Below are 21187 nucleotides of genomic sequence, written 5' to 3'. Positions count from 1 at the left end.
GACTGCATTGTTGTCGAGGCACGCGGGGGAAAGCCCACAGTTTCCGGGCGGGGAACAGCTCGGGAGTACGTTGACCGACCGAAATATGTTCGAGGCGAGGCACAGCATGGACGCTCCGACCACTACGCCGTCGGCCGATTCCGGTTCGGACGGTGGGGGCTGGTTCACGCCGCGCACGGCCCCGGCCCCGCAACCGACCACGACCGGTTCCGGCCAGGAGGCGACGCAGGAGGAGCACCGAATACCGGAGCCGCGTCAGGCGCCGGCCGAGCAGCAGACGCAGCAGCCCGCCCCGCCGCGGGCCGCCGAGACGCCGGGCCCGGACACCGCCTCCGCGAGCCCCGCTGCTCCCACCCATGCCTCCCCCGACGCGATCCTCGTCCGCCGCACGATGGAGGAGATCGGTCCCGTCGCGGACAGGGTCACCTCGTACTTCTACGCGCTGCTCTTCGTGCGTCACCCCGAACTGCGCCCGCTCTTCCCCGCGGCGATGGACACCCAGCGCGACCGGCTCCTCAAGGCGCTGCTGACCGCCGCCGAGCACATCGACAACAAGGACGTCCTCGTGGCGTACCTGAAGAATCTGGGCCGAGGTCACCGCAAGTACGGCACGCAGGCCGACCACTACCCGGCCGTCGGCGAGTGCCTGATCGCCGCGCTCACCCAGTACGCCACGACCACGTGGAACGCGGAGACCGAGGCCGCCTGGGTCCGCACGTACACGACGATCTCCCAGGTCATGATCGACGCGGCGGCCGAGGACGAGCTGAAGGCGCCGGCCTGGTGGATGGCCGAGGTCGTCTCGCACGATCTGCGCACCCCTGACGTCGCCGTCGTGACCGTGCGGCCCGATCAGCCCTACCCGTTCCTGGCCGGGCAGTACACGACGCTGGAGACGCCCTGGTGGCCTCGGATCTGGCGGCACTACTCCTTCGCGTCCGCGCCCCGCTCCGACGGGCTGCTCTCGTTCCACGTGAAGGCGGTGCCGGCGGGCTGGGTCTCCAACGCCCTGGTGCACCGCGCCCGCCCCGGCGATGTGCTGCGCCTCGGCCCGCCCGCCGGGTCCATGACCGTCGACCACACCACCGACAGCGGGCTGCTCTGCCTCGGCGGCGGCACCGGCATCGCGCCCATCAAGGCGCTCGTCGAGGACGTGGCCGAGCACGGGCACCAGCGCTCGGTCGAGGTGTTCTACGGAGCCCGCACCAACCACGATCTGTACGACATCGACACGATGCTGCGCCTCTCGCAGAGCCACGCATGGCTCTCGGTGCGGCCCATCGTCGACCAGCAGGCCCACCTCCAGCTGCCGGACGCGGTGCGGGAGTACGGCCCCTGGAACGAGTACGACGCGTATCTCTCCGGGCCGCCCGGCATGATCCGCAGCAGCATCGACACCCTGCGGCGCATCGGTATCCCCGGCAGCCGCATCCGGCACGACTCGGTCGAGGACCTGGTCGCGGCGGCGGACTGAGCCCTCGAAGCGCGGCGCCGTCACCACATCTCGTACAGCGGGACGTCAGCCCAGATCGGGTGCGTGCATCGCCCGCACGCCCTCGATGTTGCCGTCCAGGTAGTGACGCAGCGAGAGCGGCACCAGATGGACCGAGGCGATGCCGACGCGGGTGAACGGCACCCGGACGATCTCGTAGCTGCCGCACGGGTCCTCGACCTCGGGCCCGTGCCGCTCGTCGGTGTCCATCGACTCCAGCCGGCAGACGAAGAAGTGCTGGACCTTCACGCCGGTCGCGCCGCCGTCCTCGCCGATGTGCTCGACGGTGTCCACGAAGCAGGGCACCACGTCGACGATCTTGGCGCCGAGTTCCTCGTGCACCTCGCGATGGAGGGCGTCCACGACGGTCGAGTCCTCCGGCTCGACCCCGCCACCGGGTGTCACCCAGTACGGATCGACGCCGGGCTTGGTCCGCTTGATCAGGATCAGGTCGTCGCCATCCAGCAGGACGGCGCGTGCGGTGCGCTTGACCACGGGTCGGACGGTCATGGGAGAAATGTGGCCCGGCTGGTTCCACGTGAAACATCCCGCATCGCTCGGCGCCCCCCTCACGACCAGTCGACGGCAGCGCGCAGCAGCCACTCATGCGCCCGCGCGATGTGCGGCATGGCGAGTGTGCCGGTGCGCACCACCAGGAAATACGTACGCAGCGGCGGCACAGGCGGGTCGAGCAGGGCGACGATCTCCCCGCGCTCCAGGTTCTCCTGGCACAGATAGCGCGGCAGGACGGCGAGGCCGGCGCCCGCGATCACGCACGCGAGCACCGCGCGCAGATCGGGCACGACGACCGTGGCGGAGACAGCGGGCCGGGAGTCGAAGACGGCGGCCCAGTAGCGGCTGACCAGGGGCAACGACTCGTGCACCTCGACCACGGGGAACTTCTCCAGGGACGGCGCCGCGTCGCGGTGCAGCATGCCGCGGCCGATCCGGGCGGCCAGGCGCGGGGCGGCGGCCAGCACGTGCTCCTCGTCGCAGAGCGGAGTCGCCGTGAGCAGCGCGCCGCGCGGACGGGCCGTCACGATGGCCAGATCGTGATGCCCCGCCGCGAGCCCCTCCAGGGTTTCCTCGGCCGTACCGAAGCTCGCCCGTAACGCGATGCTCTGGCCGTCGTCCCGGGTCAGGGCCGTCAGAGTGGGCAGGGCGCGCTCCGCGGTGAACTCCGGAGGCCCCGCCAGGTGCAGGGTGCGTATGGGGGACTCCTCGTCGAGCCCGGCCTCGGCGATCTCCACGAGGGCGTCGAGATGCGGAGCCGCCTTGTGGGCCAGCTCGTCGCCGATCGTCGTCGCCGTCACCCCGCGCGCCTGGCGCAGGAAGAGCGGGCGCCCCAGCTGCCGCTCCAGCGTGCGGATCTGGGAGGTGACCGCCGGCTGGGACAGCCCGAGCAGCGCGGCGGCGCGGGTGAACGAACCGGCGCGATGCACCGTCACAAAGGTGCGCAGCAACGCGAGATCCATCGCGGCACGCCTCCCTCCCCAACCCCCGGCCGCGCCCAACTATAAATAAGTCGATAGGTCTCTGTCGCTACCGTGATTGGACACTGACACAGAGTCAACTAGCCTTGTTCGCGCGGTTCTTCGCGCGCGAGAACCGGGACGGTCCGAGCCACGAGGGGGAGGCTCGGACCGTCCGTTGTACGTAGCGCGGTACTAGTGCCCCGGCAGGGTCGGTTCGTTCTTGACCGGTTCGGGAAGACCGGCCCGGACCGCCCGCGTGCCGTCTCCCGGTTCCTGTGCCGAGGGCTCCGTCATGCGACCCGCCCCGCCACCGCTTCGCGCACGGATTCGAGAAGGCCCTCGCACGCCGCCTCGACCAGCCTCAGGCACTCCTCGAAGCCGCTGGTATCGCCGTAGTACGGATCGGGGACATCCAGGTCGGAGGCGTCGGCCGCGGGGTCGTAGGAACGCAGCAGGTGGACCTTCTCGGCGTCCTCGGGTGTCGGGGCCAGGCGGCGCAGGGCGCGCAGGTGGCCGTGGTCGAGGGCGACGACCAGGTCGAGGCGGGCGAACCAGTCGCGGTGGAACCGGCGGGCCGTGTGCTCGGAGGCGTAACCGCTCCCGGTGAGGACATGGACGGTGCGCGGGTCGGCGCCGTCGCCCTCGTGCCAGCCGTCCGTGCCCGCGCTGTCGACCTCGACGAGGCGATCGAGCCCCGCCTCCTCGACACGGGCGCGGAAGACGTGCTCGGCCATCGGCGAGCGGCAGATGTTGCCGGTGCAGACGAAACAGACGCGATAGGTCATCCTCGGACGCTCTCAGTCCTTGCCGTCGGGCAGCACGACGTTCAGCGCCCAGGAGACGATCGACACGATCAGGCCACCGAGGATCGCGGTCCAGAGGCCGGCGACGTGGAAGCTCAGGTCCACCTGGTCGGCCAGCCACGAGGTCAGCAGCAGCATCAGGGCGTTCACGATCAGCGTGATCAGGCCGAGCGTGAGGATGAACAGCGGGAAGGTCAGGAGCTTTACGATCGGCTTCACGATCACATTGACCAGGCCGAAGATGAGGGCGACGAGGACCAGCGTGCCGATCTTCTTGCCCGTGCTGTCGCCGGTGAGGGTGATCTTGTCGAGCACCCAGACCGCGACGGCCAGGGCCCCCGCGTTGGCGAGCGTCTTGACGAGGAAATTCTTCATGTGTCTGATCGTTGCAGACATGAGTGGTGACAGGGGTGGAGGGCGATGAAGGCGTTCCGGTTGGACGAGCTCGAGGCGGAGAGGGCCGCCAACGACGGGGCGTATCTGCAGTTCCTGCGGGAGCGCAATATGTCGGTCGGGCTGTACGCGCTCGACGCGGGCACGCAGGACCCGCAGCAGCCGCATCACCAGGACGAGGTCTACCTGGTGGTCAGCGGCCGCGGTTCGATCACGGTCGGCATGGAGACCACGCAGGTCGCCCGCGGCAGTGTGGTGTACGTGCCGGCCGGTGTCGCGCACAAGTTCCACCACATCAGTGAGGATCTGCGCGTCCTCGTCGTCTTCTCGCCTCCGGAGGGGTGACGTCGGCCCTGCGGACGGGCCCCACCTCGGGGTTCCCTAGGGGGCGGGTCAGGGGAGGACAAGGGATCGGAAGCGCCCGCACGGGCCTTCGACGTGCCAGCATCGACTCAGAAGCTCGAAGTGGAGGCTCCGGAGCAGAGGCTTCGGAGCACAGGCTTCGAATCGGAAGCATCGAAGAGACAACGAAGGAGCGATGGCAGTGCGAGAGATATTCGCGGACATGCCGTGGTGGGTGAAGTGGGTCGCGGTGCCGGTCATCGCCATCGTCGTGTTCGGCGGTCTGATCGCGAGCGTCGTCGGCTTTGTGATCGGCCTGCTGTTCAAGGTGCTCGTGTTCGCCGCTCTGGTGGGCGGACTCATCTACGTAGTGCGGAAGTTCATGGTCGGTTCGACGTCGCGGAGCCGCGACTGGTGACGTCGCGCACGCACTTGTGTGCGGATCCCGGTCGTTGCGGCGCGCGACCTTTCGCACGACCGGGGGAAGTTTCCTTGCGCGGCGGGCGCCAATCGGTGGCCAAGGGTTAGAGTCCGGAATTCGATGGCTTTAGCCCCCTGCGAGCCTCGAATACGCGGGGGTCCCCCACGCGCATCGGGAGTGAACCTTGGCCACGGTCGATACCGCACCCGCCGCCCAGCAGACACTCATCGGCTCCGTACAGCGGGCCATGCGACTGCTCGAGGCGGTTGCTTCGCATGACGACGGGGCGCCGGCCAAGCAGCTCGCGCGGGAAGCCGGCCTCGCCCTTCCCACGGCGTACCACCTGCTGCGCACGCTCGCTCACGAGGGATACCTCCGCCGGGAGAACGGCGTCTTCGTCTTCGGTGACGCCACCGAGCGTTTGAGCAGCAGTGGAGCACAGCAGAATCGTCGCAGCATGATCACCGACGCGCTGCGGCACTGGCGCGACACCATCGGCGTCCCGGTCTATTTCGCGGTCTACCGGGACGGCGAGATCGAGCTCGTCGCCGTCGCCGACACTCCGGCCAATCCGGCCGTCGAGGAGTGGGCCGACTTCCGGGAGACCGGCCATGCCCACGCCATCGGCCAGTGTCTGCTCTCCCAGCTCGACGAGGAGGCCCGCAGGGACCACCTCGACCGCTACCCCGCGCAGTCCATCACCCCGTACTCGGTCCGGGACGACCGCGCGCTGCTGCGGAAGCTGAGCCGGGTGGGCCGCATGGAACCGGTCGTCGAGCGCCAGGAGTACGCGCTGGGCACGGCCTGTGCCGCGTTTCCGCTGACGATCGGGTCGGCCGCGGCGACTTTGGCCGTTTCTCTCCCTTCCCATCAGGCGGAGAAACTGCTGCCCACAGCCCGTCAGTTGCAGCACGAGATCGGCAAGCTGGTAGGAACACTCGCCTTCTCTATCAGCATTTGAAAACTCACTCCTTGTGATCCTGTGTGTACGTTGAGCAAGATGCCAGCAGTGTCAGGGAGGTGATTCCTGGCCAATCGACGGCAAGTTGACGGGGTAGGCGATGCGCGAGTCGGTACAAGCAGTTCAGGCAGAGGTCATGATGAGCTTCCTCGTTTCCGAGGAGCTCTCGTTCCGCATTCCGGTGGAGCTCCGGTACGAGTCCACCGATCCGTACGCCGTGCGGCTGACCTTCCATCTGCCCGGGGACGCGCCCGTGACCTGGGCGTTCGGCCGGGAGCTCCTCGTTGACGGGGTCAACGGGGCAAGTGGCGAAGGGGATGTCCAGGTCACACCGGTGGAGCGGGTGGGCGGCACCGTCGGCGAGATGCCGGGAGAAGTGCACATCAGGCTCCAGGTCGGTGCGGACCAGGCCCTGTTCCGGGCCGGGGTCGCACCGCTCGTCGCGTTCCTCGACCGGACGGACAAGCTCGTCCCGCTGGGCCAGGAGGAGACGGGCGCCGACTTCGAGTCCGATCTCGACGAGGCCCTCGACCGGATCCTCGCCGAGGAACAGAGCGCGGGCTGACTCCCCATCGGCTCGTACGGCTTCAGCAGCGCGGTGCACCCGAGCAGTTCCGCGCCCTTCAGCGTTTACGCCGCCGGCCTCCGCCACCGCGTCCAGGAGCGGGAGCGGCCTCAGCGGGCCCCCGCCCCTCCGGGCGGTCGGCGGAGACCACGAGCGCGGCCAGTGCGGTGGTCACCGGTACCGAGGCGACGAGGCCGATCGAGCCGACCAGCGTACGCACGATCTCCTCGGCCACCAGCTCACTGTTGGCCACATCGGCGATGCTGCTCTGCGCGATCGAGAAGAGCAGCAGCAGCGGCAGCGCGGCGCCCGCGTACGCGAGGACGAGCGTGTTGACGACGGACGCGATGTGGTCGCGGCCGATGCGGATGGCCGCCCGGTACAGGGCGCGTCGGCCCAGCGTCGGGTTCGCCTCGTGCAGCTCCCACACGGCAGAGGTCTGCGTGACCGTCACGTCGTCGAGCACACCGAGGGAGCCGATGATGACGCCGGCGAGCAGCAGACCGCTCATGTCGATGTCCGGGTACAGGCCGTGGATCAGCCCCGTGTTGTCGTCGGTGTTGCCCGTCAGGGCCGCCCAGCCGATGAACAGCGAGCCCAACAGGCCGATCAGCAGCAGGGAGACGAGGGTGCCGAGCACGGCGACGGAGGTTCTGGCCGTGAGGCCGTGACACATGTAGAGCGCGATCAGCATGATCGCGCTGGCCCCGACCACCGCGACGACCAGGGGGTTCGACCCCTGCAGAATCGCGGGCAGGATGAAGAACGTCAGGACCATGAAGCTGATCGCGAGCGCGACGAGTGCCATGACGCCGCGCATCCGCCCCACCACGACCACGGCGACGGCGAAGATCCCGGCCAGCAGCACCATCGGAACCTTGCGGTTCACGTCGGTGACCGAGTACTGCAGGTCCTTCGGAGCGTCCGGCGCGTAGGCGGCGATCACCTTCTGGCCCTCGTGCAACTGCCGTGGTGAATCAGGCTGGACGACCTCGGTGAACGTGCGGCCCTTGTCCTTGCCGCTGTCGATCCGGATCGTCGCGTTCTCGCAGGTGCCACTGGTCTTCTGCCCGCCCGTGGTGCCCTGCTGCGCCGTGGGATCCCCGGTCGGGCTCTGCCCCTGGGCGTGCACGGACGAGCAGTCGACCTGCTGGACCCGGGTCACCGTCGCCTGCTGCGTCTGCCGGTCGAAGCCGACACCGCTGCGCTCGTGCGCCGGTGCGCCGCCCGGCCAGAGCACCGCGAGGCCCACGACGACCGCGACCGAGAACGGGATCAGAACGGCCGCGATGACTTTGCGCAGATGCCGCGAGACAGGCGCCGCCGGACCGTGGCTGTGGGAGTGCCCGTGCGGCGGGTGGGACGGCGGAGCTGGGGGCTGCTTGCTGGTGGTCACCGCCAGATCATCGCAAGAACGGAGGGGGCCCTCTGGCCAACGCGGCGTTCATGACGTTAGCGTGGAGCCGCTTTTGCCACCGCGGGAGCTCGGAGCACCGGGCTGAGAGGGCGCTGACCTTCGTCCCAGCGCGTTTCACGTGAAACAGCGTGGAGTTGCGTGATCAGGGACGGATATCGCTGCGTCGACCGCCGAACCTGTTACCGGGTAATGCCGGCGTAGGGAGTAGGTCTCATGACCACAACGGACGCGCACACGCCTGCCTCCAGCTCGACCGAGGAGACAGGCCGGTCCATCGGCTGGCACAAGGGGTACATCAGGGGCTCGCGCCCCGACCTCCAGGTGCCGGTCCGTCAAGTGCACCTCACCAATGGGCAGTCGGTGACGCTGTACGACACCTCAGGCCCGTACACCGACCCGACCGTCGACACCGATGTCCGCCGCGGCCTCGCGCCGCTGCGGGAGAACTGGATCATCGCCCGCGGCGACACCGCGGAATACGCGGGCCGCCCCGTCCGCCCCGAGGACGATGGGGTCAAGCACACGTCGCCGCGCGGCGGTCTGCGCAACCTGGACGCGGTCTTCCCCGGTCGGCCGCGCCAGCCGCGCCGCGGCCGGGACGGCCAGGCCGTGACCCAACTCGCGTACGCGCGCCGGGGGGAGATCACCCCGGAGATGGAGTACGTGGCCATCCGGGAGAACGTCGCGCCGGAGGTCGTACGCGAGGAGATCGCGGCGGGCCGCGCCGTGCTGCCCGCGAACGTCAACCACCCGGAGATCGAGCCGATGATCATCGGCAAGCGTTTCCTGGTGAAGGTCAACGCCAATATCGGCAACTCGGCCGTGACGAGCTCCATCGAGGAGGAGGTGGACAAGATGACCTGGGCGACCAAGTGGGGCGCCGACACGGTCATGGACCTCTCCACCGGCCGCAACATCCACACCACGCGCGAGTGGGTCCTGCGCAACTCCCCCGTCCCCATCGGCACCGTGCCGCTCTACCAGGCCCTCGAAAAGGTCGACGGCAAGGCCGAGGAACTGACCTGGGACATCTACAAGGACACGGTCATCGAGCAGGCCGAGCAGGGCGTGGACTACATGACGGTCCACGCCGGCGTCCGCCTCCCGTACGTGCCGCTGACCGCCGACCGCAAGACCGGCATCGTCTCGCGCGGCGGCTCGATCATGGCCGCGTGGTGCCTCGCGCACCACAAGGAGAGCTTCCTCTACGAGCACTTCGAGGAGCTGTGCGAGATCCTCGCGGCGTACGACGTCACGTACTCGCTCGGCGACGGACTGCGCCCCGGCTCGATCGCGGACGCCAACGACGAGGCGCAGTTCGCGGAGCTGCGCACGCTCGGCGAGCTGAACTCCATCGCCAAGCGCCACAACGTGCAGACGATGATCGAGGGCCCGGGCCACGTCCCGATGCACAAGATCAAGGAGAACATCGACCTCCAGCAGGAGATCTGCGAGGAGGCGCCGTTCTACACGCTCGGCCCGCTGACCACCGACGTCGCCCCGGCGTACGACCACATCACGTCCGGGATCGGCGCCGCGATGATCGCCTGGTGGGGCACGGCGATGCTCTGCTACGTCACGCCGAAGGAGCACCTGGGCCTGCCGAACCGCGACGACGTGAAGACCGGTGTCATCACGTACAAGATCGCGGCGCATGCGGCAGACCTCGCCAAGGGGCACCCGGACGCGCAGGCGTGGGACGACGCGCTCTCCGACGCCCGCTTCGAGTTCCGGTGGGAGGACCAGTTCAACCTGGCCCTCGACCCGGACACGGCACGGGAGTTCCACGACGAGACGCTGCCGGCGGAGCCCGCGAAGACGGCGCACTTCTGCTCGATGTGCGGGCCGAAGTTCTGCTCGATGAAGATCTCTCAGGACATCCGGCGCGAACACGGCAGCACATCCTCGGAGATCGAGGAGGGCATGGAGCAGAAGTCCAAGGAGTTCGCGCAGGCCGGCAATCGCGTGTATCTGCCGATCGCGGACTGACGGCGTGAAGGCATGACGGCGTGAAGGCATGGCCAGGTGACGGTGGGGCCCCTCGTGCACGAGGGGCCTCGTCGGCGGTCACGGCCCGGCGGTTTGGCCCGGTCGCCGGAGGGTCAGTCCGGCTGGTGGTCCGGGCCGCCGAAGTCCGGGCTGGAGAAGTCCGGGCTCGAATAGCCGGCGCGCTGGCCCGTGGCCGTGCCGCCGCCGTCGGGGCTGCTGAACCCCGGCCTGTTGTAGCCGAGTTGCGGCATGCGCCCGCCGGAGCCGCCGCGGCCCCCGAGGGGCGAGCCGCCGCCCGCCGAGGGATCCGCCAGAGCGTCCCGCAGGAACGGCAGGATGCCCCGGTCCAGGAGCGCGACGCGCCAGGCCTCCCTGGCCTGCTTCACTTCCTCACTCGCCTCGCCGTGCGCGCTCGCCTGGAGCGACGTCGACCCATTGCGCAGCGCCGCGATCAGCAGGCAGACGGCCGCGACGAGAATGCTCGCCGCGGTGATCGCGCCGAAGACCCAGCCGAAGGTGCGCAGGGTCCTGGCGAAGCCCGGCACCGGGGTGAGCATGCTCAGGACGTAGCCGACGATCAGGAAGATCAGGGCCGCGGTCCCGGCCAGGACCGGGACGAGCACGACGGCGACCGCGGCGACGCCCGGTCCCGTGCTCTCCCCGCTGGAGTTGGAGTTGCCTCCTTCGCGTAGCGGACGCAGGAGCCGCGGCGTGGAGCGCAGTTCCTCGCGGACATTGATGTAGCGCTGATACTCGTCGGCAGCCGCCGTGTTGATCAGTGCGGCGGCGCCGAGCGCCATGGTGCGCAGCTGTTCGGGGTTGAGCCGCTGGCCCATTGCGGCGAGTTCAGGCCTATTGGGTGCGGTACGCAGCGCGTCATCGAGGAGCCGCTCGAACTCGGGACGGTCCTCGTTCAGCAAATGCGGAGCGCTGTTCATGTGCATCCCCCGATGCTCCGTAGGGCTTGGTGGCCCGCATGGGTGCGAGCCGTCGGGCAGAAACGGAGGGGAGCCTGCTACGGATAAGCCGATGGTAGAGCTGTCACGGCACGCGGTGACAGGGGGTTTCCGGAAATTGGCCCGGAGGCCGGTCGGATCCTCCGTTTTCGCGTCTGCCCCGTGAAGTCTCAGACATCCATGGGGAGTTGCTGGACGAGCAGCTTTCCGGCCATGGTCACGCCGCCGTCCATGGCGATGGCCAGGCCGTTCGCGTACACGTGCGGGCCCTCGACGGGGGGCCTGCTGTCCTCGCTGTCCCCGTCCTCGCCACCGACCTCGCCGAGCAGGTACGGGATCGGGCTGTGGCCGTGCACGATGCGCGAGCCGCCATAGGCGTCGAGGAGCTGACGCGCGGCGCCGGGCCCCGATTCCTCGTCCTTGAACGCGAACCGCTTGGTGAACTTGCGGAACAGGTCCCAGCACTCGTCCGCGTCATTGCGCGTGAGGGTCTCGCGCACCGTGTCGTTGACGGCCTCGATGGAGTCGCCGTAGTCGAGATACGCGGTGGTGTCCGAGTGCGTGAGCAGATGGTCGTCCTCGATCTCGATCGCGTCGAGCCGGGACATCCACTGCAGATGCACGTCCTGGAGGCGGTCCATGTCGGCCTTCTGCCCGCCGTTGAGCAACCAGGCCGCCTGGAACGTGGCGGTGCCCGCTCCGGAGTTCACCGGCGTGTCGCCGAACCGCTTCGCGCCGAGCAGCAGCAGCTCGTGGTTGCCCATGAGCGCCTTGCAGTAGCCGCCGGCGGCCGCCGCCTCCGCGGACAGCCGCATCACGAGGTCGATGACGCCGATCCCGTCGGGCCCGCGATCGGTGAAGTCGCCGAGGAACCACAGGCGCGCGGTGCCCGCCGCCCAGTTGCCTTCCGCGTCGATCAGGCCCTTCTCGCGGAGGGCGGCGAGCAGCTCGTCGAGGTAGCCGTGCACATCGCCGACGACGTACAGCGGGCCGAGGCCCTCGTCCCCCGTGGGCGCGGGCCGCACGACCTCGATCGGGGCGGTGTCGCCCTGGTCGATGACCGGCAGATCGCGCTCGGTCGGCGTGTACCCGTCGGGATACGCCTCGGGATTGTCCGCGCCGGGCGCGGGCGCGGCGGGGTCCGTCGGCTGCACGTTCGCCGGTACGTCATGGACGTACGCGGGAACACGGAAGTCGCGCAGCGTCTCCGTGCCCGCTGCGGGTCCCAGACCGGCCCCCTGAGTCATCGACCCCTCCACCACCATTGCGCCGCCTGTGCACCGTATCGGACTGCCTGGTCGCAGCGGCCCGCGGTGTCGTGCGCCCATCATAGGAATGCGGCTCGCGCTGTGTGATGCACCAGGGGTGGTGAATCGGTGACGGGCGGCTGATCGCCGTGCATTTCTCCCGAATTGGTGTGGACTTTTCTCTTCGGATGAGTCGGTGGAGGGGGTCGGGTGGGGCGGTCAGCTCTGTCCCGGAGAGCGGGGAGGGCTGACCGTGGTGCGGTGCGGGCGCCGCTGGGACGAGGTCCGCACGATGAGTTCCGTCGGCATCACCTGTTCGACCGGCTGGTCGGAGTCGACCCCTTCGATGGCGTCGATGAGGAGCTGCACGACGGACGTCCCGATCCGCCGCGGTTTGAGCGAGAGGGTGGTGATGGGCGGTTCCGTGTTGGCGTAGACGTTCGACTCGCTACAGCACACGAGCAGCAGGTCCTCCGGGACGCGCAGCCCGTAGCGGCGCGCGGCGGCGAGCAGATCGGTGCCGTTGGGATCGAAGAGGCCGTAGACCGCGTCGGGGCGGTCGGGCCGGGCGAGCAGCCGGTCGGCTGCGACGGCGCCCGCACACGGGTCGTGCGCGGGGTACGACTCGTAGACCGGTTCCTGTCCGATCCGCTCGCACCAGCGCAGATACGCCGAGGTGGAGAGGTGTGTGTACGTGTCGGTGGTGGTGCCGGTGAGCAGGCCGATACGGCGGGCGCCGGACTCGGCGAGGTGGTCGAGGATGCCGAGCACGGCGGCCTCGTGGTCGTTGTCGACCCAGGCGGTCACGGGCAGGGTGCCCGCGGGACGTCCGTCGGAGACGACGGGCAGGCCCTGGCGGACCAGCTCGGCGACGACCGGATCATGGTCGGAGGGGTCGATGACGACGGTGCCGTCGAGGGCGACGTTCGACCAGACGTCGTGGCGTGAGGTGGCGGGCAGGATGACGAGGGCGTACCCGCGGGCGAGCGCGGCGGAGGTGGCGGCGCGCGCCATCTCGGCGAAGTACGCGAATTCTGTGAAGGTGAAAGGTTCATCCCCGTACGTCGTCACGGTCAGGCCGATGAGGCCCGATTTCCCGGTACGGAGCGTGCGAGCGGCGGCGGAGGGGCGATAGCCCAACCGGTCGGCGACCTCGCGAACGTGGCGTCGGGTGGCGTCCGGGAGCCGGCCCTTACCGTTGAGCGCATCGGACACAGTCGTGATCGAGACCCCGGCGGCTGCGGCAACGTCTCTGATGCCTGCCCGGCTCGGCCGGGTGCCCCTGCGGGTCGTCTCTGCCCGGCTCACCTGGTGCTTCCCTGCTGCTGTCATGGCGAGCCGATAGTAGGGCTCATTCGCCTGCATGGTGGGGGCGCATATGCAGGCGTTGACAGGCACGTTTCTGCAAGGTGATGACCCATCATCAACCTTGAAATAAAAGGGAGTTGAACGGCTGGGCTATGGCACTTCGCTTGTCGTCACGCATGGGCCTGCCAAGTCGGCGATGTTGCGAGTAGGTCTCAACTCACCTTCACGGGTGATGCGCGCCACGGCGTGAGCCACCGGCGCGCGCCAGGAAGAGGGGCGCTCCCCCCTCTCCGTACGCCTTGGGGAGGGCCCGGGACCCTCGCCATTGGGGAGTGCGGCGAATCCTCTTAAGGTGAGCAGTATTGGAACGGTGCCCACAAGGAGGACTGCGGTGAGCGAGATCAACCCCAAGCTGCGTGCGGAGCTGGCGGGGATCCCTGCCTACAAGCCCGGCAAGCCGGCCGCGGCCGGGGGGCCGGTGGCGTACAAGCTGTCCTCCAACGAGAATCCGTATCCTCCGCTGCCCGGAGTGATGGAGCAGGCGATCGCGGCCGCCGGGTCCTTCAACCGCTACCCGGACATGGCGTGCACCGGCCTGATGAACGAGCTGTCCGACCGTTTCGGTGTGCCCGTCACGCATCTGGCCACGGGAACCGGCTCGGTCGGCGTCGCGCAGCAGCTGCTCCAGGCGACCTCGGGGCCGGGTGACGAGGTCATCTACGCGTGGCGGTCCTTCGAGGCGTACCCGATCATCACGCAGATCAGCGGCGCGAAGTCGGTGCAGGTGCCGCTCACGCCGAGCGAGGACCACGACCTCGACGCCATGATCGACGCGATCACCGACCGCACGCGCCTCATCTTCGTCTGCAACCCCAACAACCCCACGGGCAACGCCATCCGGCGGGCCGAGCTGGAACGGTTCCTCGACCGGGTGCCCTCCGATGTCCTGGTGGTGCTCGACGAGGCGTACCGCGAGTTCATCCGCGACACCAAGGTGCCGGACGGCGTCGAGATCTACCGGGACCGGCCGAACGTGGCGGTGCTGCGGACCTTCTCGAAGGCGTACGGGCTCGCGGGCCTGCGCGTCGGCTTCGCCATCGCGCACGAGCCGGTCGCGGCGGCGCTGCGCAAGACCGCGGTCCCCTTCGGCGTGAGCCAGCTCGCGCAGGACGCGGCGGTCGCCTCGCTGCGCGCGGAGGACGAGCTGCTCGGCCGGGTCGGCTCGTTGGTGGCCGAGCGCACGCGGGTCGTCGAGGGGCTGCGGGCGCAGGGCTGGACGGTGCCCGAGACGCAGGCCAACTTCGTATGGCTGCGCCTGGGGGAGAAGACGATGGACTTCGCGGCGGCCTGTGAGCGTGCGGGTGTGGTCGTGCGGCCGTTCGGGGGCGAGGGTGTGCGCACCACGATCGCGGAGACCGAGGCCAACGACATCTTCCTGCGGACGGCCGAGGAGTTCCGCAAGGAGCTGTAGGGCGCCGCGCGTTGGGGCGCGGATCGTAGTGACAGGGGTCTCCCGTATTAACGGGGGCCCCCCCTTCGTATGCCGACCACCAGTACGACATAATGCTTGTGAATGTGAACGCGTTCACAAGCGTGTCCTGGTTCCTCCCAGGATTTGTGGGATTAAAGGGGCAAACTGCCGCTGTGACCACGGCGATGTAAGGAGAAGACGCAGTGGACCCGACAACGATCGCCCTCGCGCCGGAGACCCTGGCGCGATGGCAGTTCGGCATCACCACCGTCTACCACTTCCTGTTCGTCCCACTGACGATCTCTCTGGCCGCGCTCACGGCGGGCCTGGAGACGGCATGGGTGCGTACAGGCAAGGAGAAGTACTTCCACGCCACGAAGTTCTGGGGGAAGCTTTTCCTGATCAATATCGCGATCGGTGTGGCGACCGGTCTCGTGCAGGAGTTCCAGTTCGGCATGAACTGGTCGGACTACTCGAAGTTCGTCGGTGACGTCTTCGGTGCTCCGCTCGCGATGGAGGCGCTGATCGCCTTCTTCTTCGAGTCCACCTTCATCGGACTGTGGATCTTCGGCTGGGACAAGCTGCCGAAGAAGCTCCACTGCGCCTGCATGTGGATGGTGTCGATCGGCACGCTCGCCTCCGCCTACTTCATCCTGGCGGCCAACTCCTGGATGCAGCACCCGGTCGGCTACGAGATCGACAAGCAGACCGGCGTGGCCCGTCTCAACGACATCGGGCACGTTCTCTTCCAGAACACCGCGGTCGTCCAGTTTGCGCACACCGTCTCCTCCGCCTTCCTGACGGGCGGAGCCTTCATGATCGGCGTCGCCAGCTACCTGCTCTGGAAGATCAAGAAGAAGAAGGACGCCGGCGAGCAGGTCGACCGCAAGCGGACCATCACGCTGCGCAGCTCGCTGCGGATCGGCCTGGTCACCACGATGATCGCGGGTGTTCTCGTCGCCCTCTCCGGTGACCAGTTGGCCAAGGTGATGTTCAAGCAGCAGCCGATGAAGATGGCGGCGGCCGAGGCCCTGTGGGACACCGAATGCCCCGCCCCCTTCTCGATCTTCGCGGTCGGCGATGTGACGCAGGGGCGCAACTCCGTCGAGATAGAGCTTCCGGGGCTGCTGTCCTTCCTGGCCGACAGCAACTTCCACAGCTGTGTCCCGGGCATCCACGAGACCGCCAAGGCCGAGGCCGAGAAGTACGGCGGCCAGCCCAAGGACTACGTCCCGAACATCTTCGTCACCTTCTGGGGCTTCCGCCTGATGATCGGCATCGGGCTCACCGCGGCCGTCGCCGCGGGTGCCGGGTTCTGGCTGACGCGGAAGCGGCGATGGCTGTTGCCCGAGCATCGAAGGGGTGAGGACGAGATCCCCAAGCTGATGCTCACCAACAAGATCGAGCTCGGCCCGACCGTCACGAAGTGGGGCTGGCGGGTCGGCATGGCCTCGCTGATCTTCCCCTTCATCGCCAACTCCATCGGCTGGATCTTCACGGAGATGGGCCGGCAACCCTGGGCCGTCTTCGGCCTGTTCAAGACCAGGGACGCGGTCTCCCCCGGCGTCAGTCAGACCGAGATGGCGATCTCGCTGACCGCGCTGACCCTGCTGTACGCGGTGCTGTTCTGGATCAACGTGCGGCTGATGAAGAAGTACGCCGTCAAGGGTCCGGACACGGACGAGGAGCCGCCCACCAAGGACCCGAAGCTGCGTGGTCCTTCGGGGGACGACTCCGACGACGACGATGCCGACAAGCCACTGACCTTCGCGTACTGAGAGGAGAGACGCCATGGGCCTCAACGACTTCTGGTTCCTTCTGATCGCCGTTCTGTGGACCGGCTACTTCTTCCTCGAAGGCTTCGACTTCGGGGTGGGCATCCTGACACGCCTGCTCGCGCGCGACAGGACCGAGCGGCGTGTGCTGATCAACATCATCGGTCCGGTGTGGGACGGCAACGAGGTGTGGCTGCTCACCGCGGCCGGCGCGATGTTCGCCGCGTTCCCCGTCTGGTACGCGACGTTCTTCAGCGCCTTCTACATGCTGCTCGTGCTCGCGCTGCTGCTGTTGATCGTGCGCGTGCTGTCCTTCGAGTACCGGCACAAGCGGCCGGAGGAGAGCTGGCAGCGCAACTGGGAGCTGGTGCTCTTCGTCAGCTCGCTGCTGCTGCCGTTCCTGTGGGGCGTGATGTTCGCCGACATGGTGCACGGCGTGCCGATCAACTCCCAGCAGGACTTCGCCGGTTCGTTCGCCGACCTGCTCACCTGGTGGGGACTGCTCGGCGGGCTTGCCTTCACCGCCGTGTGCACGTTGCACGGAGCCGTGTTCACCGCGCTGAAGACGGAGGGCGACATCCGGGTGCGGGCGCGTGCGCTCGCGACGAAGTCGGGTGTGGCCACCGTGCTCCTGGGCGGCGGGTTCCTCGCCTGGATCCAGGTCGAGCGCGGAACGGTGTGGACCGCGGTGGCGTTCGCCGTGGCGGTCGTCGGGCTGCTCGGGACGCTCGCGTTCAACGCCAAGGGGCGTGAGGGCTGGGCGTTCTCGTTCAACGGGATCGCGATCGCCGCCGTGGTGGCGGTGATCTTCCTGTCCCTGGCGCCGAACGTCATGCCGTCCTCGCTCAACGACGCGTGGAACCTGACGATCGACAACACGTCCTCGGGCCCGTACACGCTGAAGGTCATGACCTGGGTCGCCGGGATCATGACGCCGCTGGTTCTGCTCTACCAGGGCTGGACCTACTGGGTGTTCCGCAAGCGGCTCGGCACGAACCACATTCCTGCCGAAGCGCACTGAGCTCCACCACGACGTGAGGGTGTGTTTCACGTGAAACCGATCGACCAGCGCCTGTTCCGGTACGGCCGGGCCGCTCGCCTCTTCATGATCGCGGTGGTGCTCCTGGGTGCCGCCGGGGCGGGCCTGGTCATCGCGCAGGCGATGCTCATCGCCGAGATCGTGGTGGGCGCGTTCCAGCACGGCCTCGACGTGGCCGAACTGCGCACGCCGCTGCTGCTGTTGCTGGCGGTCGCGGCCGGGCGTGGGGTCGTGGCCTGGCTGACCGAGCTGGCCGCGCACCGGGCGAGCGCGGCGGTCAAGTCGGAGCTGCGCAGGCGGTTGTTGGAGCGGGCCTCGCTGCTCGGTCCGGGGTGGTTGAGCGGGCAGCGCACCGGGTCTCTCGTGGCGCTCGCGACGCGCGGCGTGGACGCTCTCGACGACTACTTCTCGCGCTATCTGCCGCAGTTGGGGCTCGCGGTGGTGGTCCCGGTGGCGGTGCTCGCCCGCGTCGTGACCGAGGACTGGGTGTCGGCGGCGATCATCGTCGGCACCCTGCCCCTCATCCCGATCTTCATGATGCTCATCGGATGGGCGACCCAGTCCCGGATGGACCGTCAGTGGCGGCTGCTGTCGCGCCTGTCGGGGCACTTCCTGGACGTGGTCGCCGGCCTGCCGACCCTGAAGGTGTTCGGCCGCGCCAAGGCGCAGGCCGAGTCCATCCGCAAGATCACCGGCGAGTACCGCAGGGCGACGATGCGCACCCTGCGGATCGCCTTCCTCTCGTCGTTCGCGCTGGAGCTGCTGGCCACGCTGTCGGTCGCGCTCGTCGCCGTGACCATCGGCATGCGGCTCGTGCACGGCGAGATGGATCTGTACATCGGGCTCGTGATTCTGGTGCTCGCGCCCGAGGCGTATCTGCCGCTGCGGCAGGTGGGCGCGCAGTACCACGCGGCGGCCGAGGGGCTCGCCGCGGCGGAGGAGATCTTCGCGGTGCTGGAGTCGCCGCTGCCCGAGGCCGGCAAGCGGGACGTCCCTTCGGCCGGCGGGATCGGGTTCGAAAGCGTTTCTGTCCGCTACGAAGGGCGGTCTTCGGAGGCCGTCTCCGGTGTCTCCTTCACGGTGGCCGAGGGCGAGACGGTGGCCCTCGTCGGACCGAGTGGAGCGGGCAAGTCGACGCTGATCAGTGCCCTGTTGGGTTTCGTACGTCCTTGTAGTGGGCGGATCTCCGTCGGCGGCGCCGACCTCACCGAGGTGTCGCGCGAGGCGTGGCACGCGCGCGTGGCGTGGGTGCCGCAGCGGCCGCAGCTGTACGCCGGTTCGATCGCGGACAACGTACGGCTCGCGCGGCCCGAGGCCGATGACGCCGCGGTGCTCTCCGCGCTGCGGGAGGCCGGGGCCCTGGAGTTCGTCGAGGCGTTGCCCGAAGGCGTGCAGAGCGTGCTCGGGGAGGACGGGGCTGGGCTCTCCGCCGGGCAGCGGCAGCGGCTCGCGCTCGCGCGGGCGTTCCTCGCGGACCGGCCGGTCGTGCTGCTCGACGAGCCCACGGCCGCGCTCGACGGCGGGACCGAGGCGGGCATCGTCGACGCGGTGCGCAGGCTTGCGGTAGGGCGGACCGTGCTGCTCGTCGTGCACCGTCCCGCGTTGCTCGCCGTCGCCGACCGGGTCGTACGGATCGAGGCGCCCCGCGCGGTGCCGGCACAGGCGCGTGGCGCGGCGCAGGGGAGCCCGTCCGCGCAGGCCTTCGCCGATGCTGTCGAGGCCGTCCCGGTGGAGGCGCGCGGCGCCGTGCCGGTGGACCGGCGCCATGTGCTCGCACGGCTGCGCGACGCCGCCCGGCCTCGCCGCTCCCGGCTCGCGCTCGCCCTGCTGCTGGGCGCGCTTGCGCTCGGCAGCGCGGTCGGCCTGATGGCGACGTCCGGGTGGTTGATCTCGCGGGCCTCGCAGCAGCCGCCGGTGCTCTACCTGATGGTCGCGGTGACGGCCACGCGCGCGTTCGGCATCGGGCGCGCGATCTTCCGGTACATGGAGCGGCTCGTGTCGCACGACGCGGTGCTGCGGATGCTGGCCGACACCCGGGTCGCCGTGTACCGGCGCCTGGAGCGGCTCGCACCGGCCGGACTGCGCACGCAGAGGCGCGGCGACCTGCTCTCCCGGCTCGTCGCCGATGTGGACGCCCTCCAGGACTACTGGCTGCGCTGGCTGTTGCCCGCGTCGGTCGCCGCGCTCGTGGGCGTGGGGTCGGTGGCGTTCACCGCGTGGCTGCTGCCCGCCGCGGGCGCCGTGCTCGCCGTGGGACTGCTGCTCGCCGGGGTCGGGGTGCCGCTGCTGTCGGGCGCGGTGTCCCGGCGCGCGGAGCGGAGGCTGGCCCCCGCGCGCGGGGTGCTCGGCGCGTTGGCGGCCGAACTGCTCACCGGTACCGCCGAACTGACGGTCTCTGGCGCGCTGCCGCGACGTACGAAGGAAGCCGCGGAGGCCGACTCCGTGCTGACGCGGATCGCCTCGCGCGCCGCCACCGCGACCGCGCTCGGCGACGGGCTCACCGCGCTGATCACCGGCCTGACGGTGGCGGCCGCCGCGCTCGTCGGCATCCAGGGCGTGCGCACCGGGCAGCTCCACGGGGTCTCGCTCGCGGTCGTCGTCCTCACACCGCTCGCCGCGTTCGAGGCCGTCCTCGGCCTGCCGCTCGCCGTGCAGCACCGCCAGCGCGTCCACAAGAGCGCCGAGCGGGTCTACGAGGTCCTCGACGCGCCGGAACCCGTACGCGAGCCCGAGCGGCCCGCACAGGCGCCGCAGGACCCCTTCCCGCTCGCCGTGCGTGGTCTCACCGCCCGCTACGAGGGCCAGGAGCGGGACGCGCTCGCCGGCCTCGACCTGACGCTGGAGCGCGGCCGTCGCGTCGCCGTCGTCGGCCCGTCGGGATCCGGCAAGACGACCCTCGCCCAGGTGCTGCTGCGCTTCCTCGACGCGGACGCCGGGACGTACACGCTCGGCGGAGTCGACGCGTCGGCCCTCGACGGAGACGCGGTCCGGCGGCTCGTCGGGCTGTGCGCCCAGGACGCGCACCTCTTCGACAGCAGCCTCCGCGAGAACCTGCTGCTCGCCAAGAAGGACGCCAACGAGGACGACCTGTGGGCGGTCCTCGGCCGCGTACGACTTCGAGAGTGGGCGCAGGCGCTGCCGGACGGGCTCGACACCCTGGTGGGTGAGCACGCCGCGCGTCTCTCGGGCGGCCAGCGGCAGCGGCTCGCGCTCGCCCGCGCGCTGCTCGCCGACTTCCCCGTCCTCGTGCTCGACGAGCCCGCCGAACACCTCGACCTGGAGACGGCGGACGCGCTGACCGCGGATCTCCTGGACGCCACGCAGGGGCGGACGACGGTGTTGATCACACACCGGCTCGCCGGTCTGGAGGCCGTGGACGAGGTCCTCGTGCTCGACGGAGGCCGGGTCGCCCAGCGCGGTCCGTACGCCGAGCTCGTCGCGGTCGACGGGCCGCTTCGGGAGCTTCGGCGTCGGGAGGGCGCGGCGGAGGCGCTGGTCGTCGCGGAGAGCTGAGGACCCGCCTCGGCTCGTCC

18 protein-coding genes are annotated in these 21187 nt (G+C 69.4%); 10 read left to right on the top strand and 8 right to left on the bottom strand.

Features of this window, described 5'->3' with window-relative positions:
* Positions 1 to 85 precede the first annotated feature (85 nt).
* The gene (locus ACP4E5_RS23195) at positions 86 to 1474 is read left to right on the top strand and encodes a globin domain-containing protein (RefSeq protein WP_425841593.1); all 1389 of its coding nucleotides are present in this window, start codon (positions 86 to 88) and stop codon (positions 1472 to 1474) included.
* Positions 1475 to 1519: 45 nt separating this feature from the next.
* Here ACP4E5_RS23195 and ACP4E5_RS23190 read toward each other — a convergent pair whose 3' ends face one another.
* The 4 genes from ACP4E5_RS23190 to ACP4E5_RS23175 form a co-directional block, all read right to left on the bottom strand.
* The gene (locus ACP4E5_RS23190) at positions 1520 to 2002 is read right to left on the bottom strand and encodes an NUDIX domain-containing protein (protein ID WP_425831650.1); all 483 of its coding nucleotides are present in this window, start codon (positions 2000 to 2002) and stop codon (positions 1520 to 1522) included.
* A gap of 59 nt (positions 2003 to 2061) precedes the next feature.
* Positions 2062 to 2967, bottom strand: a complete 906-nt coding sequence (locus ACP4E5_RS23185; protein ID WP_425831648.1) for a LysR family transcriptional regulator — start codon at positions 2965 to 2967, stop codon at positions 2062 to 2064.
* A 290-nt stretch (positions 2968 to 3257) separates the two neighbouring features.
* Positions 3258 to 3752 carry a low molecular weight protein-tyrosine-phosphatase gene (locus ACP4E5_RS23180; RefSeq protein ID WP_425831646.1) on the bottom strand — a complete coding sequence of 165 codons (495 nt, stop codon included), beginning with the start codon at positions 3750 to 3752 and terminating at the stop codon, positions 3258 to 3260.
* 12 nt (positions 3753 to 3764) lie between these two features.
* Positions 3765 to 4145 (bottom strand): phage holin family protein, encoded by a 381-nt coding sequence (locus ACP4E5_RS23175; protein WP_425831644.1) that lies wholly within the window; start codon positions 4143 to 4145, stop codon positions 3765 to 3767.
* A 45-nt stretch (positions 4146 to 4190) separates the two neighbouring features.
* Here ACP4E5_RS23175 and ACP4E5_RS23170 point away from each other — a divergent pair, with 45 nt between their 5' ends.
* The 4 genes from ACP4E5_RS23170 (at position 4191) to ACP4E5_RS23155 (ending at position 6452) form a co-directional block, all read left to right on the top strand.
* The gene (locus ACP4E5_RS23170; protein ID WP_326018612.1) at positions 4191 to 4508 is read left to right on the top strand and encodes a cupin domain-containing protein; all 318 of its coding nucleotides are present in this window, start codon (positions 4191 to 4193) and stop codon (positions 4506 to 4508) included.
* Positions 4509 to 4707: 199 nt separating this feature from the next.
* Positions 4708 to 4923: a DUF5326 family protein gene (locus tag ACP4E5_RS23165; protein ID WP_425841591.1), complete on the top strand. Its 216-nt coding sequence runs from the start codon at positions 4708 to 4710 to the stop codon at positions 4921 to 4923.
* Positions 4924 to 5110: 187 nt separating this feature from the next.
* Entirely contained in the window at positions 5111 to 5887 is a 777-nt protein-coding gene (locus ACP4E5_RS23160; RefSeq protein WP_425831641.1) for an IclR family transcriptional regulator, read from the top strand.
* 100 nt (positions 5888 to 5987) lie between these two features.
* On the top strand, positions 5988 to 6452 hold the full coding sequence (locus tag ACP4E5_RS23155; RefSeq protein ID WP_425831639.1) for an SsgA family sporulation/cell division regulator: 465 nt from the start codon (positions 5988 to 5990) through the stop codon (positions 6450 to 6452).
* Between the two features lie 58 nt (positions 6453 to 6510).
* Here the strand turns inward: ACP4E5_RS23155 and ACP4E5_RS23150 are convergent, their stop codons facing one another.
* Positions 6511 to 7848, bottom strand: coding sequence for a YibE/F family protein (locus tag ACP4E5_RS23150; RefSeq protein WP_425831637.1), 1338 nt, complete (start codon positions 7846 to 7848; stop codon positions 6511 to 6513).
* Positions 7849 to 8082: 234 nt separating this feature from the next.
* Here ACP4E5_RS23150 and thiC point away from each other — a divergent pair, with 234 nt between their 5' ends.
* Positions 8083 to 9858, top strand: a complete 1776-nt coding sequence (thiC, locus tag ACP4E5_RS23145) for a phosphomethylpyrimidine synthase ThiC (protein WP_425831635.1) — start codon at positions 8083 to 8085, stop codon at positions 9856 to 9858.
* Positions 9859 to 9971: 113 nt separating this feature from the next.
* Here the strand turns inward: thiC and ACP4E5_RS23140 are convergent, their stop codons facing one another.
* From ACP4E5_RS23140 to ACP4E5_RS23130, 3 genes are all read right to left on the bottom strand, one after another.
* Positions 9972 to 10802: a hypothetical protein gene (locus ACP4E5_RS23140; RefSeq protein ID WP_425831633.1), complete on the bottom strand. Its 831-nt coding sequence runs from the start codon at positions 10800 to 10802 to the stop codon at positions 9972 to 9974.
* Positions 10803 to 10984: 182 nt separating this feature from the next.
* Positions 10985 to 12061, bottom strand: coding sequence for a metallophosphoesterase (locus ACP4E5_RS23135; protein ID WP_425831631.1), 1077 nt, complete (start codon positions 12059 to 12061; stop codon positions 10985 to 10987).
* 219 nt (positions 12062 to 12280) lie between these two features.
* On the bottom strand, positions 12281 to 13393 hold the full coding sequence (locus tag ACP4E5_RS23130; protein ID WP_425831629.1) for a LacI family DNA-binding transcriptional regulator: 1113 nt from the start codon (positions 13391 to 13393) through the stop codon (positions 12281 to 12283).
* Positions 13394 to 13760: 367 nt separating this feature from the next.
* Between ACP4E5_RS23130 and hisC the strand changes: the two genes are divergently transcribed.
* From hisC to cydD, 4 genes are all read left to right on the top strand, one after another.
* Complete coding sequence (hisC, locus tag ACP4E5_RS23125; RefSeq protein WP_425831627.1) at positions 13761 to 14840, top strand: histidinol-phosphate transaminase; 1080 nt, start codon at positions 13761 to 13763, stop codon at positions 14838 to 14840.
* A gap of 203 nt (positions 14841 to 15043) precedes the next feature.
* On the top strand, positions 15044 to 16618 hold the full coding sequence (locus ACP4E5_RS23120; RefSeq protein ID WP_425831625.1) for a cytochrome ubiquinol oxidase subunit I: 1575 nt from the start codon (positions 15044 to 15046) through the stop codon (positions 16616 to 16618).
* Between the two features lie 13 nt (positions 16619 to 16631).
* Positions 16632 to 17636, top strand: coding sequence for a cytochrome d ubiquinol oxidase subunit II (gene cydB / locus ACP4E5_RS23115; RefSeq protein ID WP_425831623.1), 1005 nt, complete (start codon positions 16632 to 16634; stop codon positions 17634 to 17636).
* A 30-nt stretch (positions 17637 to 17666) separates the two neighbouring features.
* Positions 17667 to 21167: a thiol reductant ABC exporter subunit CydD gene (cydD, locus tag ACP4E5_RS23110; RefSeq protein ID WP_425831621.1), complete on the top strand. Its 3501-nt coding sequence runs from the start codon at positions 17667 to 17669 to the stop codon at positions 21165 to 21167.
* The last annotated feature ends 20 nt before the right edge of the window (positions 21168 to 21187 follow it).

It is taken from the genome of Streptomyces fractus, assembly GCF_049844455.1.
Lineage (GTDB): Bacteria > Actinomycetota > Actinomycetes > Streptomycetales > Streptomycetaceae > Streptomyces > Streptomyces fractus.
The sequence above is the reverse complement of the archived record's forward strand: the minus strand, read 5'-3'. Positions and strand labels throughout refer to the sequence as shown.

Excerpts from the sequence above, each read along its gene's own strand:
- ACP4E5_RS23140 (WP_425831633.1), bottom strand. The coding sequence starts at position 10,802 with ATGCACATGAACAGCGCTCCGCATTTGCTGAACGAGGACCGTCCCGAG.
- ACP4E5_RS23185 (WP_425831648.1), bottom strand. The coding sequence starts at position 2,967 with ATGGATCTCGCGTTGCTGCGCACCTTTGTGACGGTGCATCGCGCCGGT.
- ACP4E5_RS23170 (WP_326018612.1), top strand. The coding sequence starts at position 4,191 with ATGAAGGCGTTCCGGTTGGACGAGCTCGAGGCGGAGAGGGCCGCCAAC.
- ACP4E5_RS23135 (WP_425831631.1), bottom strand. The coding sequence starts at position 12,061 with ATGACTCAGGGGGCCGGTCTGGGACCCGCAGCGGGCACGGAGACGCTG.
- ACP4E5_RS23180 (WP_425831646.1), bottom strand. The coding sequence starts at position 3,752 with ATGACCTATCGCGTCTGTTTCGTCTGCACCGGCAACATCTGCCGCTCG.
- ACP4E5_RS23175 (WP_425831644.1), bottom strand. The coding sequence starts at position 4,145 with ATGAAGAATTTCCTCGTCAAGACGCTCGCCAACGCGGGGGCCCTGGCC.
- ACP4E5_RS23130 (WP_425831629.1), bottom strand. The coding sequence starts at position 13,393 with ATGACAGCAGCAGGGAAGCACCAGGTGAGCCGGGCAGAGACGACCCGC.
- cydB (WP_425831623.1), top strand. The coding sequence starts at position 16,632 with ATGGGCCTCAACGACTTCTGGTTCCTTCTGATCGCCGTTCTGTGGACC.
- ACP4E5_RS23195 (WP_425841593.1), top strand. The coding sequence starts at position 86 with ATGTTCGAGGCGAGGCACAGCATGGACGCTCCGACCACTACGCCGTCG.
- ACP4E5_RS23155 (WP_425831639.1), top strand. The coding sequence starts at position 5,988 with ATGCGCGAGTCGGTACAAGCAGTTCAGGCAGAGGTCATGATGAGCTTC.
- ACP4E5_RS23190 (WP_425831650.1), bottom strand. The coding sequence starts at position 2,002 with ATGACCGTCCGACCCGTGGTCAAGCGCACCGCACGCGCCGTCCTGCTG.
- thiC (WP_425831635.1), top strand. The coding sequence starts at position 8,083 with ATGACCACAACGGACGCGCACACGCCTGCCTCCAGCTCGACCGAGGAG.